16 protein-coding genes are annotated in these 17,208 nt (G+C 34.3%); 3 read left to right on the top strand and 13 right to left on the bottom strand.

The annotated features are described in order from the left end of the window. Window positions 1-5 precede the first annotated feature (5 nt). Window positions 6-1,292, bottom strand: coding sequence for a glycoside hydrolase family 125 protein (locus tag MHI00_RS02665; RefSeq protein WP_341110874.1), 1,287 nt, complete (start codon window positions 1,290-1,292; stop codon window positions 6-8). A 497-nt stretch (window positions 1,293-1,789) separates the two neighbouring features. Here MHI00_RS02665 and MHI00_RS02660 point away from each other — a divergent pair, with 497 nt between their 5' ends. Continuing rightward, the gene (locus tag MHI00_RS02660; protein WP_141299763.1) at window positions 1,790-2,875 is read left to right on the top strand and encodes a GntR family transcriptional regulator; all 1,086 of its coding nucleotides are present in this window, start codon (window positions 1,790-1,792) and stop codon (window positions 2,873-2,875) included. A 348-nt stretch (window positions 2,876-3,223) separates the two neighbouring features. On the opposite strand, the gene MHI00_RS02655 is transcribed toward MHI00_RS02660, so the two are convergent. After that, a complete protein-coding gene (locus tag MHI00_RS02655) occupies window positions 3,224-3,448 on the bottom strand; it encodes a hypothetical protein (protein ID WP_332572321.1) in 225 nt (74 codons plus the stop codon). A gap of 153 nt (window positions 3,449-3,601) precedes the next feature. Between MHI00_RS02655 and MHI00_RS02650 the strand changes: the two genes are divergently transcribed. Then, window positions 3,602-4,735 (top strand): C47 family peptidase, encoded by a 1,134-nt coding sequence (locus MHI00_RS02650; RefSeq protein WP_317946408.1) that lies wholly within the window; start codon window positions 3,602-3,604, stop codon window positions 4,733-4,735. 54 nt (window positions 4,736-4,789) lie between these two features. On the opposite strand, the gene MHI00_RS02645 is transcribed toward MHI00_RS02650, so the two are convergent. From MHI00_RS02645 to MHI00_RS02610, 8 genes are all read right to left on the bottom strand, one after another. Beyond that, entirely contained in the window at window positions 4,790-5,200 is a 411-nt protein-coding gene (locus tag MHI00_RS02645) for a hypothetical protein (protein ID WP_341110865.1), read from the bottom strand. Window positions 5,201-5,267: 67 nt separating this feature from the next. Next, complete coding sequence (locus MHI00_RS02640; protein ID WP_317946404.1) at window positions 5,268-5,438, bottom strand: hypothetical protein; 171 nt, start codon at window positions 5,436-5,438, stop codon at window positions 5,268-5,270. 233 nt (window positions 5,439-5,671) lie between these two features. After that, window positions 5,672-5,971 carry a hypothetical protein gene (locus MHI00_RS02635; protein ID WP_322809024.1) on the bottom strand — a complete coding sequence of 100 codons (300 nt, stop codon included), beginning with the start codon at window positions 5,969-5,971 and terminating at the stop codon, window positions 5,672-5,674. Window positions 5,972-6,119: 148 nt separating this feature from the next. Next, complete coding sequence (locus MHI00_RS02630) at window positions 6,120-6,371, bottom strand: helix-turn-helix domain-containing protein (RefSeq protein ID WP_341110854.1); 252 nt, start codon at window positions 6,369-6,371, stop codon at window positions 6,120-6,122. 547 nt (window positions 6,372-6,918) lie between these two features. Beyond that, window positions 6,919-8,568 (bottom strand): protein O-GlcNAcase, encoded by a 1,650-nt coding sequence (locus tag MHI00_RS02625; protein WP_341110852.1) that lies wholly within the window; start codon window positions 8,566-8,568, stop codon window positions 6,919-6,921. Window positions 8,569-8,772: 204 nt separating this feature from the next. Continuing rightward, window positions 8,773-9,486, bottom strand: coding sequence for a GntR family transcriptional regulator (locus MHI00_RS02620; protein ID WP_201730723.1), 714 nt, complete (start codon window positions 9,484-9,486; stop codon window positions 8,773-8,775). A gap of 91 nt (window positions 9,487-9,577) precedes the next feature. Then, a complete protein-coding gene (locus tag MHI00_RS02615; RefSeq protein ID WP_341110850.1) occupies window positions 9,578-11,005 on the bottom strand; it encodes a 6-phospho-beta-glucosidase in 1,428 nt (475 codons plus the stop codon). Window positions 11,006-11,275: 270 nt separating this feature from the next. Continuing rightward, window positions 11,276-12,571, bottom strand: coding sequence for a PTS sugar transporter subunit IIC (locus MHI00_RS02610; RefSeq protein WP_201730721.1), 1,296 nt, complete (start codon window positions 12,569-12,571; stop codon window positions 11,276-11,278). Window positions 12,572-12,741: 170 nt separating this feature from the next. Here MHI00_RS02610 and MHI00_RS02605 point away from each other — a divergent pair, with 170 nt between their 5' ends. Continuing rightward, window positions 12,742-13,866, top strand: coding sequence for an NAD(P)/FAD-dependent oxidoreductase (locus MHI00_RS02605; RefSeq protein WP_015077458.1), 1,125 nt, complete (start codon window positions 12,742-12,744; stop codon window positions 13,864-13,866). A 42-nt stretch (window positions 13,867-13,908) separates the two neighbouring features. On the opposite strand, the gene MHI00_RS02600 is transcribed toward MHI00_RS02605, so the two are convergent. The 3 genes from MHI00_RS02600 to MHI00_RS02590 form a co-directional block, all read right to left on the bottom strand. Continuing rightward, a complete protein-coding gene (locus MHI00_RS02600) occupies window positions 13,909-14,679 on the bottom strand; it encodes a sulfite exporter TauE/SafE family protein (RefSeq protein WP_057000029.1) in 771 nt (256 codons plus the stop codon). 125 nt (window positions 14,680-14,804) lie between these two features. Continuing rightward, the gene (locus tag MHI00_RS02595; protein ID WP_057000030.1) at window positions 14,805-15,866 is read right to left on the bottom strand and encodes an ABC transporter permease; all 1,062 of its coding nucleotides are present in this window, start codon (window positions 15,864-15,866) and stop codon (window positions 14,805-14,807) included. Next, window positions 15,863-16,789, bottom strand: coding sequence for an ABC transporter ATP-binding protein (locus MHI00_RS02590; RefSeq protein WP_087115560.1), 927 nt, complete (start codon window positions 16,787-16,789; stop codon window positions 15,863-15,865). Before MHI00_RS02590 ends, MHI00_RS02595 begins: the two co-directional genes overlap by 4 nt. Between the last annotated feature and the right edge of the window lie 419 nt (window positions 16,790-17,208).

Below are 17,208 nucleotides of genomic sequence, written 5' to 3'. Positions count from 1 at the left end.
CTCTACTATTTTTCTATTTTTATATCAAAGTAGTCCATAACTAATTCACAAAACATCATGTTCGCCCAAGAAAACCATTCTCTAGTATAATTGTCTGGATTATTCACATCAAAGCCTTCGTGCATCAAGTTTGTGCCTGCATCAGTTGCCACTAGTGTATTTAAAATACGCTCTTTAGTTGCTTTATCATTAGTCGTTAAGCCTTCCATTGCCATGGCAATTGGCCAAACATAGTTTTCTGGTGTATGTGAACTTCCAATCCCCTTCGCAAATTCACCTTCATAGTAGAACGGATTTTCTTTGCTTAACAAGGTCTTTCTAGTCGCTAAATAGGTTTCTTCTTCTTTCGAACAGTAGCCTAAATACGGTGCTGCAATTAGGTTAGGCACATTAGAATCGTCCATAATACTATAGTTTCCTAGTCCATCTACTTCATAGGCATAAATTGTTTCACCTGCTTTATTTTTAACTAGCGCGTATTTTTCAATGCCTGTCTGAATTTCTGCTCTTAGTTTTTCAATTCTTGGAACTAGCGTTTCTTCTTTTAAAATGTCGGTGTAAATTTCTTTTAAGTAGTCTAATACAACGACCGCAAACATATTTGATGGAACTAAATAGTGATAAATACAACGGTCATCGCTTGGTCTAAATCCTGACCAGGTCATACCTGTGACCGCAATTGGCGAACCCTGACCCTCACGAACAAGTGTATCTTCTTCACGAGTTGTATCTCGTACAAATTGATAGTCAGACTGTTCATGGTTTTGTTCTGTTTCCCAAACTTCTAAGACATTTTTAACGGCTTCGTCAAAGATTTGATTAAATTGTTCTGTCCGTCCAGTCGCTTTCCATAATAGGTAGCTTAATTGAAGCGGATAGCACAGAGAATCAATTTCATATTTTCGTTCCCAAATCCAAGGATTCATTTTTGTATGATCGTCTTGGTGCCCAGCATTATTGGCTTCTTCATTAAATGCATTTGCATAGGGATCTAAATTGATATAACTCAATTGTTTTTCAACTAAGCCAGCAATCATGTCGCCGATGTCACTATCTTCTTTAGCAACAACTAAGTAAGGTCGCACTTGTGCAGTTGAATCTCGTAGCCACATAGCCGGAATATCTCCTGTTAAAACAAAAGTTGTTCCATCTTGATGACGGTTGACGGTTGTTAACAATGTATTGGCAAAGCAGGCATTGAAATTTTCAGCCCAACGTGGATAAGTCTCGCACTTTTCTGTAATCGTATTCATTAATTTTTGGACGGATGTTGGTATTTCTGTATAAACCATAGTATTCGCTCCCCTAAATAATTATTTTTAATAGCTCATTTTAAATTACAAAGCAATTATATGATATACCATTTTGAAATGCTATACTTTTTTCTTTTTTCTATTTTTTATCCTTATTTACCTCTAATTTGTTACTACCTAGACTAGATACATCCGCGATATTTACTGAATTTAATGTCTATATCACTTTTAATCATTCGGAATAAATGGTATATTTAAATATATAACTATATCATTTGAATAGGCCAGTTCTTTTGAGCCAACTCCTCGAGAAAAAGATAAAAATTCGAGAGGACAAAAAGCGTCCTATCAATTTTTCCTATTTTCTTGCCGGAGCTAAACAGCTCAACAAACTTTTTATTAGGCCAGTTCTTTTGAGCCAACTCCTCGAGAAAAAGATGAAAATTCGAGAGGACAAAAAGCGTCCTATCAATTTTTCCTATTTTCTTGCCGGAGCTAAATGGCTCAACAAACTTTTTATTAAGGAGTCGAATGAAATGAAAAAAGAACCACTTTATCAACTTATATATGAGCATTTGAAACAAGATATTCTTAATCAACGATACCCATTTGGGAGTCAAGTTCCAACAGAAAAAGAATTAACGGCTACCTATCAAGTCAGCCGAATCACTGCGAAAAGAGCCTTAACTGAATTAGAAAGTGATGGGTTTATTCAAAGAACGCCTGGTAAAGGGAGTTTTGTCAGCTATCAAAACCAGCTCATTCCGACAACCTATGAGATTGCCTTTATGTTGCCTTTCTCTCAAGCTGCGGGTCTCGAGCGCTATGTACAAGGAGCAACGGATTATTTAGATAGCACACCTTATAGATTAACCATTCATTCAACTGAAGGAAATCGACAACGACAACGCGAATTACTCGCTAGTTTAACCAAAGAAAAATGGGATGGTTTAATTATTTATCCTGAAAATCTTGGAAATTCACTTGATTTAGTCGTTCAATTACAATTAGATGCATTTCCGATTGTCCTATTGGATAAAAAATTAGAAGGAACGACCATTCCTACTGTGACTTCAGATAACTTTTCTGGTGGTTTTTTAGCGGCACAACATGCAATTGCCTTAGGACATACAAAGATTACGTATTTATCCACAGTGGATTTATTAGAAAACACCTCTGTTCGAGACCGTTATTTGGGCTATTTAAACGCCTTACATGAACAGCGTTTACAAGATTATTCGGCTAATTTTGGTGGTCAACCGCTGTTACGTTCGCTTGAGACTGTTGCTGTTCAAGAATATTTAAAAGAAGTAAAGCGATCTGGCGTTACTTGTATTATTGCCGAAAATGATGTTGTTGCTTTGCGCCTTTTATCTGAAGCAAAGAAATTAAAGGTGAACATTCCTGAGGATATTTCGCTGATTGGGTTTGATAATATTCAAATGACGGATTTGGTTTCTCCACAGCTAACTACTATTCAACAAGATTTTTATCAAATCGGCTATTTAGCAGCTGAGTCCTTGTTGACTCAAATAAATCAACAACAAAATAGTGGAAAACATTTATCTAAAATTGTACCTATTGAGTTGATTATTCGTGAATCGGTTAAGGACTGTCTGTGAACCTTTAATCTTTTCATTAAATAATAAGAAACCATCTTCAAAGTCGTTGAAACTTGCTTCTATTAAATTTTTATCGTCCGCTTTTTACTATGCTGGAAAATCTAAATGAATGATATTTCCATTTTTTGATAAATTATCTTTCTAACGTTTGTTTTCGCATAAAATTCAGCTTTATTTTATTATAATATCCATGTCAATTATGTATAAAAATTGTGGTTTAAATAAAAACAAATAAAAGGATCAACATATGCGACAGCATAGTTGATCCTTTTATTTGTTTTTATTGTTATATAGTTATCTTTCATATAGTATCCTATTAAATTATCTTTTGTGCTATTCAAGATGCTTCTAGTACATAAAGTGAGACACGTTATAAAGCTTCATAACACTTGATACTGTTTCAGTTTCAATCACTTCATTATTTTTATTTATCATGGCCATTGCTGCTGCAAAGAAGTGAAATTTTTCAGCTTCAGTAACTTGTGCTAATTGTTGCAAGTTATAAGCCTTCTCATACATTAAATATTCCAGTCCATTCATACTATCATTCAATTGCTGCAGAGCGATCCCCATTGAACTTAAACTCACAGCTTTTTCATATGAAAATGTTGAATATACAAAAATTAATTTGACACGTTATAGAAAAGGTGTTATTATATAAAAATATCGAGATAGCGCTAACAAAAATAGAGTTTTATAAAAATTATAATAAAAGGAGTTGTTTTAATGAAAAAGATTATTTTAACCTTAGTTTTCAGTTCGTTATTACTGTTTGGAGGAACAGTGTACGCTGAATCAGAGAACTCTTTGATTATAGAAAGTCAAAGTATACCTCTTACCGCAGATAACTATGCTACAGAAAAATTAGGTATGTACCTAAGTGCTACACTTGGTATTGAAAATGAAAAAACTAATATTACTGATTATCAACTCGGTACACCTTTTAAAATGATAAATGAAGAAAATGAAGAAGAAGGAACGGCTTTATATCCAGTAATGTATCAAGATACAATACGCTTTGTATTCTATGTTCGAAAAACCGATGGTGAATATTCAGGAACATTGTCAAAATTTTTAGCGGATGAATTACAGTTTATTAAAGACCAAGGTATTAGCACTATTGAAAATCCAATCACATTTCATGAAAAAAACAAAGATATATTTTATGAATCAAATGGGACTATTCATAAAATATATACGTCTCCAATCAGGCCTGAAAATGAAGAAGCTGTCACTGACACTGTTCTTATCGACAGCAAAAAAGAGATTAGTAACTTGGAAACTATTAACACTTTGGAAGAAATAGAATTTACCGTAAATAATACTGATAGTAATAAACCGCTAGGCAGGTCTACTTTAATAGATAAAGCTAACAATAGGATTAATTGGTCTGTTACTGAAACTCAAGGGTCAAGCAGCTGGTGTTCTGCGTATGCAGCTGCTATGATTTTAAATAATAAAAATGACAAACGACCAACAAGCGTTGCTCAAATAGTAAGTTGGGGTAAAAAACCTTCTGATAAAGGATTTAGTGATGATGAGATTATCAAATATGCAAATACTAGAGGTGTATACCCTTATAAAGTTAATAGAATTATGAATTGGAACGAAGTAGTTACAGAGGTAAGAAAAAGTAATGCTATCTGGGGTGCTTGGAGAGGTACTGGAAACTACAAAGGAGCTTATCATGCTATAGATGTAATTGGGACTTATTATGAAAATACTTTTGGTGAGTTTAAAGGTTACTGGGTTTGGAATCCTTGGTATAAGAGTATAGATTTAGTTGAAGCAAAAAGTAGTGTGGTATACTCAGTTCCAAATGGTTCGTTTATTTGGGAACGATCTGTAACAAATTGGTAAAAAATAATTCAAAAAAAAGACTTATGCTGAAAATTAAATAGCATAAGTCTTTTTTTATTGAATTATTTTTTTCATTTTTATTGGTTTTGAAGTTCCAGTTATATCTTTTTCAATTGTGTTAAATAAAAAAGTTACATTCTCATCATCTTCAAAGTTAAAAGTGTATTCCAAATCCTTATTATCAGATTTAAACACATATAGATTTTCATTTGGATTACTTAGCGTGGCATCGTCTGCATTTAAATCAGTAGCATTACTATCTTCACCACTGAACTTTAATTTATATATATTTTTTTTATTGGTATTTGCTATTTCCACTATAAAGTTATCCTCAATAGACTCCCACTCTCCTAATAACCTATCAATATCAGTTATAGAATTATTTTCATTTTTTTTATCCTTTAATTCAGCTTTACCACAACCTATTAAAATAAATAAAATCAACAGCATTAGTATTTTTTTCAAGTTAGCACACTCCAATTATAATTTCTCAATTTAAAAAAATTAGATTTCACCTTATTTCGTGAACTTTTTACCAATATTTATAACTTTCTAACTTAAATTCTTTCATATCTTCTTTAATTACTTTAATAACAAGCTCATAATTAGTTATTTTAGCAAATGTCACTGCGTGAAAATAATTTTCTTCCGCTTCTTCTACACTACCTAGTTTAAATAAATTAAATACTTTTTCATAATACAAACGATCTAATTCATAGATTATATTGTAAGCTAATAGCTATAGTAAAAATTAATACTGCTTTCTCATATTTTTTAATAAGTGGTCCCCAGCACGCTTGGGATCCCCTTCTAGTAAATAGAGTGAGAAACGTTATAAAGCTTCATACCACTTGTTACTGTTTCAATCACTTCATTATTTTTATTTATCATGGCCATTGCTGCTGCAAAGAAGTAAAACTTTTCAGCTTCAGTAACTTATGCTAATTGTTGCAAGTTATAAGCCTTCTCATACATTAAATATTCCAATCCATTCATACTATCATTCAATTGCTGCAGAGAGAACCCCATTGGACTTAAACTCACAGCTTTTTCATAGTTTTTCGTTTTAAAATATATTTTTGCAGAGTTAAAATAGGTTCTTACTATATCATTCGTATCACTTTTTTCATAGCCTACAGCTATAAACTCATCAAGAATACTTAACGTTCGTTCTGTGTATCCCAGGTCTTTATCATCCTCATCATTCATCGAGTAAGCAATTGAAACTCCGCTCAATCCTAAATCTATATCACTTTCTCCTTGAGTGTTATTAGACAAGTTAAAGTAAAAGAGTGCATCTGAGAAATTATTGAATGCCACTAAACTTGTAATGGATTTATAGGAATAAAATTCCTTTTTCTCGTTGATGGTTTTTAGTTCTGCTTCATTGATTTCTTTTAAGCATAACTGCTGCTTCTTTGTGGTTTGATTGACTACATAAAACTTTAACTTTTTTCATTATCTTACCATTTTTAGAGGTATTTTCGCTCATTAAATAATAAAGCTTATCAATATCAATATCCAAACGATCCGCAATCGCTAAAAGCAAGGTGATTGCTGGAACCTTACCAGCTTTTTCTATATTACTGATTGTTGCCTGCGTACAAATACCTACAGCTAATTCTTTTTGAGTCATATTTTTTTCAATCGACCAGCTTTAATAGCTTCCCCTAAACTTTTCAATTCCCCCCCCCTTATTGTTTACATCTCCTTGCCTAATTGTAGCTTATGTTTTATTATTAGGAAAGAGAAATGTTTTTTTATTTAAAAAGGAGGGTAATATTATGATTATTGATGAATTGATTCTTACTCCACCACCTATCTCCACATTTGGAAATACAGGGCACTGGTAAGAGATTTAAGCCATGTAAACAAGAAAAAGGTCTGCTCTTGATAGCTTAACATCAAGGTACACTTTTTATTTTCCCTAGGTTACTCTCAAATTAAATCTAACAAAATAAATTCAAATTTAGTTTTGTTATAAATGTTAGATAAACCCACTTAACAATAAAGCTAATATCCATTTTGATACTAATAATAAAATGGATATTTTTAGAAAGTTATGAATTAATAGGAGTATTACTTGATATTTTTTAACGAGTAAAAAAAGGAATTATTTATTAAGAAGAACGACTGAAAAAACAGTTACAATCCAGAATTGGCTTACTAGTTAGAAATAAAACCTAGTCTACTAACCCCCACAGTAAAGCTGCGGTTAACGGTAGATTCGTTCCAATTCGAACCTTTGCGCCTTTTAATTCAGTTCCTAATTTTCTGACTAGTTCGTGATCTTCTGCTAAAATGGCTTGCCATAATTGATAATCTTGTTCCATACGTTTAAACCATGGCGCAATTTCTTTTTGAAAAGTCTTATTTGGGAGTGTTTTTAATTTTTCAACAGCTTGATTTAATTCAGTTAAACTTTGATTGAGATAGTTTTTGTCACGCATTTCTAAGGCCTTTTTCAAGTCTAGAGGTAAGGGCTGAATCATTCTCTTATTTTCATTATGACTAGTGAATACTTCCAAGCTTTCTACATACTCACTACCTGCATAATCTGCTAACGTTTCTTGCCATGAAGTTGTTAAATCAAAACCTGGCGCATTCCACATAAATTGTGCCATATTGCCAATAGTTAATTTAGAAAGCTCCCATTGAGACATTGGATTCGCAACAATTCCAACTACACCAAACTGATTTAAACGGTACGAACGATTGTAGTAAGGAGATAAAAATAGAAGTTCTTTGTCATCTTCAAAGTCATTAACTGGCGTATTATCCCAAATGATAGTTGGATGATGAAAGATTTCTGACATTTTTGCTATATCACTAGTTGGTATTTCATGAGCTAGTGTTTCTGGACCTGTCCAAAATATCTGAACCTCTGGGGGCAGATTATCTGATAGTTCATGTAAATAAACAGAATCATAGCGTGTATCATACTCGGTTGGGCAAATGACTAACTGACAATGAGCTAACTCGTTTTTTAAATAGCTATAAATTTGTTTGATTAGATACGCATGAGCTAAACCTGGTGTGCCAAATTTTTGCTTGGCCTCCCCTTTTAAATAATAATCAATATCGTCTAGCAATAAACCAAAATGGCTGACTCCTATTTCAATCATTTGCTTTAATTTTTGTTGTAAGACCCCTACTTCATCTTCTTTGGTATACACAATATCATTCCCAGGACTAATCATATAATAAAAATCCACCAATGCATTTTGGCTGGCTACTAAAAGTTCTTCAAAATCTTCTATTTTTTCTGCTGGGTATTTTTCACGCCATAATTTCCTTTGGAGTTCATCGTCTTTTGGTGCATACATGTAGGTATTCATCTGATGCTTTCCTAGGAAATGAATACAATCTAACCGACTATCATGAGTCCACGGAATTCCATAAAACCCTTCAATAACCCCACGAATCGGAAAACTAGGCTCATGATGTATCGTCAACTCTGGCACAACGACTTGTTGATTACTTGAGTAAATAGCTTTTTCTAAAGCTTCCATACCGTATTTAAGTCCTCGTTCATTACTAGCTGTTAACTCAACCCCGGTTCCTTTCGTTATAACTAAGTGAAAAGCATCTTTTTTTAAGTTGCGATCATAGCGATGTGTAATAGCTATATCCGTTTGCTCTACTGTATCTGATGGTAACAATTCCAACAACTCTCTCTTAGCAAAGCCGCCTCCTGCAACTTCATTCGGTTGTCCGTAGCGAGTGTATTGACTATGAAATTTACCTTTTATTTTTGATTTTTGGAAAACACTATTCTCTCCTAAGTAATAGACTTCTTGATAATTTTTCAATCGTTTAAAGACTGAATTCATTTTATTTTCTCCTCCTTTATTCTATTTAATAAAAAGCTCGTTGAGTCGGCCTGATAGTAAACGCTTTCTTTCCACCTTATCATACTATACTCTCTGATTCCCTAGCTAGGGAAAAGTTAAACGAATCTATGTACAAACTATAGTCAATTTCCATTCAAAAAAGCTGAAACCAACTAATCGAAAGTCGGTTCCAGCTTTTCTAAGTTATTTCATCGTAGCATGCATAAAAAATTCAGAATTTTCATAATGATAATAGAGCTTTGAATAATTGAAAAGAGCGCCATTGGAAAGATACGCTTCATCAATAATCACTAAAGTCGGATCATCTTTTTTTAATTCTAGTAATGTCGCTACTTCTTGAGTTAATTTTTCTGTTCGAATAATTTTATCTGCAAAGCCAAATTTCAGCTTAACGACTTCTTTTAAGTAATGGAAAATAGATTGCTCCACAATTTCATGATTTAAATATGGAACTAAACTTTTAATATAATAGGAATGCTCCACTACAAAAGGTTTGCCGTCTAACAAACGCAATCGTTTAACAAAATAAAGAATCGTTTCAGGTGACAGTGATAAACCTTCAGGTACAAAGGCTACATCTTTAAATTGAATTTCTTCTAAACTGACAACTTTAGTTTCAACATTTTGATTGATACCACGGGACTCTGATGTAATGCCTTGGGTGTCATCTAAATTAAAATAGCCTTTTTTTGCTCTGCGCCTTAAATAAATACCGCTACCTTGAACTTGATATAGCTGTCCTCGTTCAACTAAAAAAGCAATGGCTTTACGCAACGTGTAGCGTGTTACTTGATAGGATTCAATCAGCACATCCTCAGAAGGTAATTTGCCATCTTGATCGTATCGTCCATTATTTATATCCTGTTCAAGCAATTCCACAAAAGCTTCATACTTCATTTTAACGCATCCTTTTTTATCATTGCTTTCATTTTACCATACTCTTTAGTTGAAACAAATACTCCTTTACAACGGTAGTTTAGTTCTATTTTTAAAGTATTTCACCATTACTTGAAATGACTTTTTTATACCACTCGAAGGATTTTTTCTTGGTGCGTTTCAATGTTCCTTGACCTTGATTATCTTTATCCACATGAATAAAACCATACCGTTTTTCCATCTCGCCAGTCCCAAAGCTGACAATATCAATCACACCCCAAGGGGTATAACCCAGTAAATCAACACCATCTTCATCCACCGCTTTTTTCATTTCAGTAATATGCGCTTTTAAATAGTCGATTCGATAATCATCATTGATTGTGCCATCTGCGGCAATTTTATCGTATGCACCAAAGCCATTTTCAACAATAAATAAAGGCAAATTGTAACGCTGATAGACCGTTGTTAAGACATAGCGCAAACCAATTGGATCGATTTGCCAGCCCCAATCACTTGCTTTCACATAGGGGTTTGTCACAATCTTTTCAGGTCCAGTTTCTGTTAATTTATGCCCTGCAATTTCTTCCAGCGTTGTAATAGCTGCAGACATATAATAACTAAAGCCAATATAATCAACAGTTCCTTCTTTTAAAGCTTTTAAATCTTCTGGAGTATACTCGATATGATAGCCTTTTGCTTCCCACTCTTTCAAAGTGTACGTTGGAATTTCTCCTCGAGCATGAATATCATTATAAAAATAACGTTGCTCCATACCTTTTACCGAAGCCATCATATCCGCTGGATTACAAGAATAAGAATAAATTGGCACATAAGCCATCATGCACCCAATTTTAAATTCGGGATTAATTTGATGCCCTAATTTGACAACTTTAGCGCTAGCAATCAATTCATAAAGAGCCGCTTGATAAATCACTTCTTCTGGATTTTCACCAGCTTCGATTTTCACAGCAGAATTGGTCCAGTTATGAATTTCTTCATGCCCACCTGCTTGATTATTAATCTCATTAAAAGTCATCCAATACGTCACTTTATCTTTATAACGATTCATCACAACATCTGCATACTTCACAAAAAAATCAATCAGCTTTTTATTTCGAAAACCACCATACTCTGTATATAAATGATAAGGAAATTCAAAATGAGACAGCGTGATAATCGGTTCAATATCATATTTTAAGAGCTCATCAATTAAGTCATCATAAAATTGTAACCCCGCTTCATTGGGCTCTAAATCATCTCCATTTGGAAAAATACGACTCCAAGCGATCGATGTTCTAAAACATTTCATGCCCATTTCTGCAAATAGCGCAATATCTTCCTTGTAATGATGATAAAAGTCAATTGCTTCATGATTTGGATAATTTTTCCCAGGAATAACGCCATTGGTAATTTCGCGAAGAACACCGTTGGCACCGGCTGTCATAACATCAGCGATGCTAACACCTTTACCGCCTTGATCCCAACCACCTTCAATTTGATGAGCGGCAACTGCACCACCCCATAAAAAATCTTTTTTCATGTTTTCCCTCTCCTTATATAAAAAGTTTGTTGAGCCGGTTAGCTCCGGCAAGAAAATAGTAAAAATTGATAGGACGTTTTTTGTCCTTTCGAATTTTTATCTTTTTCTCGAGGAGTTGGCTCATAAGAACTAGCCTAATAAAAAGTTTGTTGAACCGATTAGACTCGGCAGAAAAATAGGGGAATTTGATGTGACGCTTTTTGTCACCTCAAAATTCCTTCTTTTTCTCGAAAAGTTGGCTTATAAGAACTAAGATTTACGTTTTATTGCTTACTTTTCTTCTGCTTCAGCTAGTAAGTTCTGTTGATCTTGCTTCTTCATAAATGGGAAGTAAATAACAACAGAAAGAACTAAAATAATGACTTGAATCAAAGCTCCCTTAAATCCACCTAAAATAAAGCCAGAAATAATCGGTGGTGTTGTCCAAGGAACTTGTACATTATTAAAAGGTGTTAAAAAGCCAATTGTAATCGCCCCGTAAGTAATAATTAACCCGATCAAAGGGACAAGAATAAAGGGAATTAACATGATTGGATTAAACACAATCGGTAAACCGAAAATAACTGGTTCGTTAATATTAAAGAAGCCTGGTACAATTGATAGCTTGGAGATTTCTTTCATTTGTTTTGACTTTGCAGCTAATAAAGCCGCAATCAGTAAGCCTAACGTAATCCCTGTGCCACCAAATTTAACAAAATTATCAATTAATTGTGGCGTCATTACTCTAGCACCATTGGCCATCGTCAATGCTTTTCCTGATTCAACAATGCCTTGATTGGCAATTGAGTTGGCTGTCAAAATCGGTGCCATTACCCCCATAATTATATTGGGTCCATGCAAACCAGCCCAGAATAAGACAGACATTAAGAGCACAATTAGAATACCGCCCACCCATGTGTCCGTTAAATTTTGCATAGGCGTTTGTAGAACTTTAAAGATTAATTCCGTTAAGGATAAGTTGGCAATCATCATGCAAAGTTGATAGACAACCATTGAAATAAGAATAATAACAAAACCTGGAATTAAAGCTGCAAATGAATTGGCGACACCGACTGGAACTCCAGCAGGCATTTTAATCGTGATGTTGCGCTTCATAAAGAAACAGAATATTTTCCCAACAAAAATCCCGACTAATATTGCTGCAATAACACCATTTCCGCCTGTCCAAGCACGAGGGATAATGCCTGTCACAATTTCATTAGACTCAGTAATAGTCGAAGAAGCCGAAACAATTAAAAAGGAAACAAAAGAAAGAATCCCACATGAAATCCCATCAACTTTTTCGTTAGTAGCATAAGCATAACCGATACCAATAGCAATAACCATCGCTAAAATATCAAAAGTATTCGCTGAAACTTGGTTTAACCCAATATTCCAATTTTCTCCAAAAGTTTTTGCCATAAACGCACCATAATTTTGAAACGGTAAATTAGCAATCAGTAAAAATAGTGAGCCAACTAATGTAATCGGCATCGTTAAAACAAACCCATCTTTCAATGCTGTTATGGTTTTTGTATTAGCAAATTTTAAAAATTTATTTAATAGATTATCTAGCATTCCACTCATAAAACTCCTCCTAAAATATACGCATAAATATAATTCATTCGAATGACTATACAAAATAGAATACTACATTTTTTTTAACTTGTAAACCGTTTTCAGATTTTATCCCCATTTTTCTACTCCTATGAGTATGATACAATAAAAAGAGAATCGTTATTAGAAAGGACACTATAATGAAAAATAAACGAATTGGAATTGTTGGAGCCGGTATTGTTGGAGCAACAACAGCCTTTTACTTAGCAAAAGCAGGCTATTCAGTGACACTGTATGATGATGGAAATGGGCAAGCTACAGCGGCAGCCGCCGGAATTATTTGTCCCTGGCTTTCACAACGACGCAATAAAGAATGGTATCAACTGGCAGCATCTGGAGCAGCTTTTTATCCACAATTGATGCATGATTTAGGGGAAGATTACTCTGACTCTGAGATCTATCAACAAGTTGGCGCGTTAATTTTCAAAAAAAATCCAGCAACGCTACTTAAATTAGAAAAATTAGCACTAAAAAGACGTGAAACCGCACCTGAAATAGGCGAGTTACAAATTCTATCACCAAGTGAAATTGAAGCTAAAATACCGCTTTTAAAAACAACTGAATCAGCTCTGTTTGCTAGTGGTGGTGCTCGTGTGGATGGTCATTTATTAACAAAAAAATTAATTGAGATGCTACTAGATAATGGTGGGACATTTATAGCTGGTAAAATAATGCTACAACAAGCAGAAGACCACTCATTTAAGATTCATGCTCCGACTGGCGTCGAAAATTATCAACAAATTATCCTAGCTGTAGGCGCTTGGTTGCCCGAATTACTCACACCCTTGGGTTATTCTGTGGATATTCGTCCACAAAAGGGTCAATTGGCTCATTTACACTTATCCACAGTGGATAACTCACAGCAATGGCCAGTGGTAATTCCACATGGCGAAAAAGATATCATTCCGTTCAGTCATGGACATATTTTAGTTGGAGCCACTCATGAGAACGATTTAGGCTATGATTTATCTCCAACTTCACCAGAAATTAAAGCCATGATCACGGAAGCTAGCGACTTGGCTCCAGAATTATCCACAGCTGATTTAATTGAAACAAAAGTCGGAACACGAGCTTATACATCTGACTTCGCACCTTTCTTTGGTCCAATACCCGATAATCCCCAGCTCTATGTTGCTAGTGGATTAGGATCTTCTGGTTTAACAACCGGACCTTTAATTGGAAAAATGCTAGCTCAACTTGTGCTGGAACAAGAAACAGCTCTTGCTGTAGAAGATTACCCTGTAAAAAATTATGTAAAAAGATAAAAAGCCTGAGAACAAGGTAATTCCTATCCCTTGTTCTTAGGCTTAAAATAAATTCCAAAGGTTCAATCCAATCACAGCTACCACTACGAATTGATAGACTTGTAAGACTCTTTTATCTGATAGGATGCCACTTAATTGTGCTCCTAAAAATCCGCCAAAAATCGCAGCTGGAATAATAAAAGAAAGTAAGCTTAAATCAAAAATTTGATAGCCTGTGGATAAACCTGTTGCAATCAATTTGGAAAATTGAGAAAACAAGATTGTGACAATAGAATAAACGGTTGCTTCTTTGATTGGAAACCCAAAACAGAGCATTAGTAATGCCACATTAATCGGTCCACCACCAATTCCCAATAACGTTGCTAAAAAACCTAAAAATAGTCCCGCACTAAAATACCAATGAACTTTTATAAGTTGCCATGAAGACCATTTATAGTGGGTATATAAGATGGCAAACAGCAAAGAAACAATTGTTAAACTAATTTGAATTTTTTGAACGACCTGTTCATCAGAATAGAGCCTTAATAAGCCCTCAAAAGTCACATTCCCAATAATACCACCTAATACAGAACCTAGCGAAAGGAATAGGACCGTTTTTGGTTTGACTGTCACGCCGTTCTTCACCTGCTTAATAGTGGAGACAATGGCCATTGTGAACACAGCTATACTAGAATAAAAAGAAATTGTCCCGACAGAGTGGGCTCCAATTGCATCTAATACTGGTTTAATTATCACTCCACCACCCATACCAGATAATGAACCCACAGTATTTGCTAAAATAATCACGATAAAATAAAGCCAGCCAATCGACATTCTTCAATCACTTCACTTTCATCTTTGCCTATTACTTAACTGTCTCTAAAGTATAGCACAATCTATTGAATTTAAAAAAAGTAGAAATACCCAAGATAGGATATTTCTACTTTTTGCACAACTATTTAAGTTAAAGCAACGTCGCGTTTTTTAAATAGATAAACAGTTAACATATAAATCAAGATGCTGTATAGAAGTAATCCAATCCCTGCAGCTACTAAACTAATATCTCCAGGGATAGAATTGCCACGTCCCAATTCATTAATATTTAACAAATTAAAAACAATCCATTTTAGTGGTTCCCATTTTGGTATTAGTAGGGATAAGAATGTATTGATAATCGAACTTGAAAAGACCATTAACATCGCAATTCCCACGGCAAGAGCTTGTGAACGAAAAACTGCCGAAATCATTAACGCAACACTGATGTAAAGAACCATTAATAGATAGTTGGTTCCGGCTAAAACAAATCCAGCCTTTAAGGCGGACATTGTCCCCAACATTGTCGAGGCAGGGAGCATAAAGGACTGAACAGGAAACAGGATTGCCCCAACAATTCCAGCAGCTACCATCGTAAATAGCGTCACAAAAGCAGCAAATAATAAACAAACGATTAGTTTAGACAAAAGAATTTGACTACGTTTATGAGGTCTAGTCAGCAATAATTTAATGGTTCCATCGCTAAACTCAGAAGCAACCATCATACTTGCAACAACTACAACTAACATATTTACAATACTTAAGATCCCACCTAAACTAGAAAAGAAACTTCCAGCTGATTCACCACCATTATTGGTCGTAATTGGAGTCACACCTTTTTTCAAATAGGCTTCATAATAATCCAATTCCTTTTGTGCATAAGCAATTTCATTTGGATAATCTTCTTTCTCTTTGGCTTGTGCTGCCAGTAGATTACTTCGACTAATTTTAACGGCTTCTTCAAGATTTGTGACAGGTTTCCCATCCTCAGAATAAGTAAAAACAGGAATCCCTTTTTTAATAGTTTTCTTAACAGGCTCGCTTTCATCTCCTGCTTTTTGCTCGAAATATTCATTAGAGTTCAGGCTGTAGGCGTATTTATTTATTCCCCCGACTAATGCAACTAAACCAAAAATAATAATCAAATACACAATAAATGAGCGTCTAAAAATTAATTTGCGACTTTCATTAATAACCAAATTTATCATCGTAAACTTCCTCCTTTAGTCAATTCCAGGAAGCGTTCTTCCAACGTTGAAACATGTGGTGTAATTCCATAAAAAGGAATCCCTTTTTGAACGCCATGCTCAATAAATGCTGGAATTTGATTTTTCTCAATTTCAATCGTTAATGAATTCGCACTATGAGCAATGACTGTTAACCCCATTAAAGCAACTTCCTTTTGTAGTAGACTTTGTTCAGGAGTTTCAATCGTGATGTGTAACAGACTATTTTCTGGTTTTTCATCTGCCTTTGTTAAATCTTCAATGTGAGTTAATTTACCTTCTTCAATAATAATGATTTTATCTGCTAATAACTCCATTTCTGAAAGTAAATGGCTAGAAATTAAAATACTGGTTCCATCTTGCACAATTTCACGCATTAATTGTCTAAAATCGTGCATTCCTTTAGGATCAACCCCATTTAAGGGTTCATCTAAAATCAGTAAAGAAGGATGGTGAATAATGGCTTGAGCAATTCCTAATCGTTGGCGCATACCTAATGAGTAGGTTTTAACTTTGTTTTGAATGCTTTCAGTTAAACGAACACGTTCCACCACTTTTTTTATTTCTTCATCTGTAATTGTTTTGCGACTCATACGAGCAAACTGTTTTAAATTCTCCCAGCCGCTAAGATACTTGTAAAATTCAGGGTTTTCAATAATCGCCCCGACATCTTCCATACATCCTTCAAAATTTCCATCTAAATCATTGGAATTAATTTTAACAGTCCCAGCATTTCTAGAAATCAGACCAGTTAGCATGCGAATAATTGTCGTTTTACCGGCACCATTAGGACCTAATAAACCGACAATTTCCCCTTTACCAATCGATATATCGACTTCTTTTACCAGTATTTTACGACCAACTTGTTTCGTTAGTCCCTTTGCGAGTAACACTTCTTCCTCCATTTAGTACATTCCTCCTTTTGTAATAAAAAGCTTGTTGAGTTCGTTCAGGCTCGAATGAAGAATTGTGAAATTTGATGTGGCGTTTTTTTGCCACCTCGAAATTTCACCTTTCTTCCGAGAGCCTAACTCATAAGAGCTGGCCTTAATAAAAAGCTCGTTGAGTTGAGTAGCTCTCTCACTACTCTTATTTTAATTTTTTAAATTACTTACTTTAGCTTACTACAAAAACGTTAAGAAATCGTGTTAATACTACTATTTTTTTGTTAACAGTTAAATTGCACATGCTTTAGCTTAACTAGTTCAAACCATTTTGTATATTACTCTATGCAGTATATTTGTTACAGATAAGAGTATAAGTCATTTAAAATTCATTGTCATCTTAACTACTAAATATGATTAAAAACGACTATTTAACCTAG

Source organism: Carnobacterium sp. FSL E2-0243 (assembly GCF_038003605.1).
Lineage (GTDB): Bacteria > Bacillota > Bacilli > Lactobacillales > Carnobacteriaceae > Carnobacterium > Carnobacterium maltaromaticum.
Note: the sequence above shows the minus strand (reverse complement) of the source record. Positions and strands in the feature narration are given on the sequence as shown.

Excerpts from the sequence above, each read along its gene's own strand:
- MHI00_RS02665 (WP_341110874.1), bottom strand. The coding sequence starts at position 1,292 with ATGGTTTATACAGAAATACCAACATCCGTCCAAAAATTAATGAATACG.
- MHI00_RS02660 (WP_141299763.1), top strand. The coding sequence starts at position 1,790 with ATGAAAAAAGAACCACTTTATCAACTTATATATGAGCATTTGAAACAA.
- MHI00_RS02655 (WP_332572321.1), bottom strand. The coding sequence starts at position 3,448 with ATGGGGATCGCTCTGCAGCAATTGAATGATAGTATGAATGGACTGGAA.
- MHI00_RS02650 (WP_317946408.1), top strand. The coding sequence starts at position 3,602 with ATGAAAAAGATTATTTTAACCTTAGTTTTCAGTTCGTTATTACTGTTT.
- MHI00_RS02630 (WP_341110854.1), bottom strand. The coding sequence starts at position 6,371 with ATGACTCAAAAAGAATTAGCTGTAGGTATTTGTACGCAGGCAACAATC.
- MHI00_RS02625 (WP_341110852.1), bottom strand. The coding sequence starts at position 8,568 with ATGAATTCAGTCTTTAAACGATTGAAAAATTATCAAGAAGTCTATTAC.
- MHI00_RS02620 (WP_201730723.1), bottom strand. The coding sequence starts at position 9,486 with ATGAAGTATGAAGCTTTTGTGGAATTGCTTGAACAGGATATAAATAAT.
- MHI00_RS02615 (WP_341110850.1), bottom strand. The coding sequence starts at position 11,005 with ATGAAAAAAGATTTTTTATGGGGTGGTGCAGTTGCCGCTCATCAAATT.
- MHI00_RS02610 (WP_201730721.1), bottom strand. The coding sequence starts at position 12,571 with ATGAGTGGAATGCTAGATAATCTATTAAATAAATTTTTAAAATTTGCT.
- MHI00_RS02605 (WP_015077458.1), top strand. The coding sequence starts at position 12,742 with ATGAAAAATAAACGAATTGGAATTGTTGGAGCCGGTATTGTTGGAGCA.
- MHI00_RS02600 (WP_057000029.1), bottom strand. The coding sequence starts at position 14,679 with ATGTCGATTGGCTGGCTTTATTTTATCGTGATTATTTTAGCAAATACT.
- MHI00_RS02595 (WP_057000030.1), bottom strand. The coding sequence starts at position 15,866 with ATGATAAATTTGGTTATTAATGAAAGTCGCAAATTAATTTTTAGACGC.
- MHI00_RS02590 (WP_087115560.1), bottom strand. The coding sequence starts at position 16,789 with ATGGAGGAAGAAGTGTTACTCGCAAAGGGACTAACGAAACAAGTTGGT.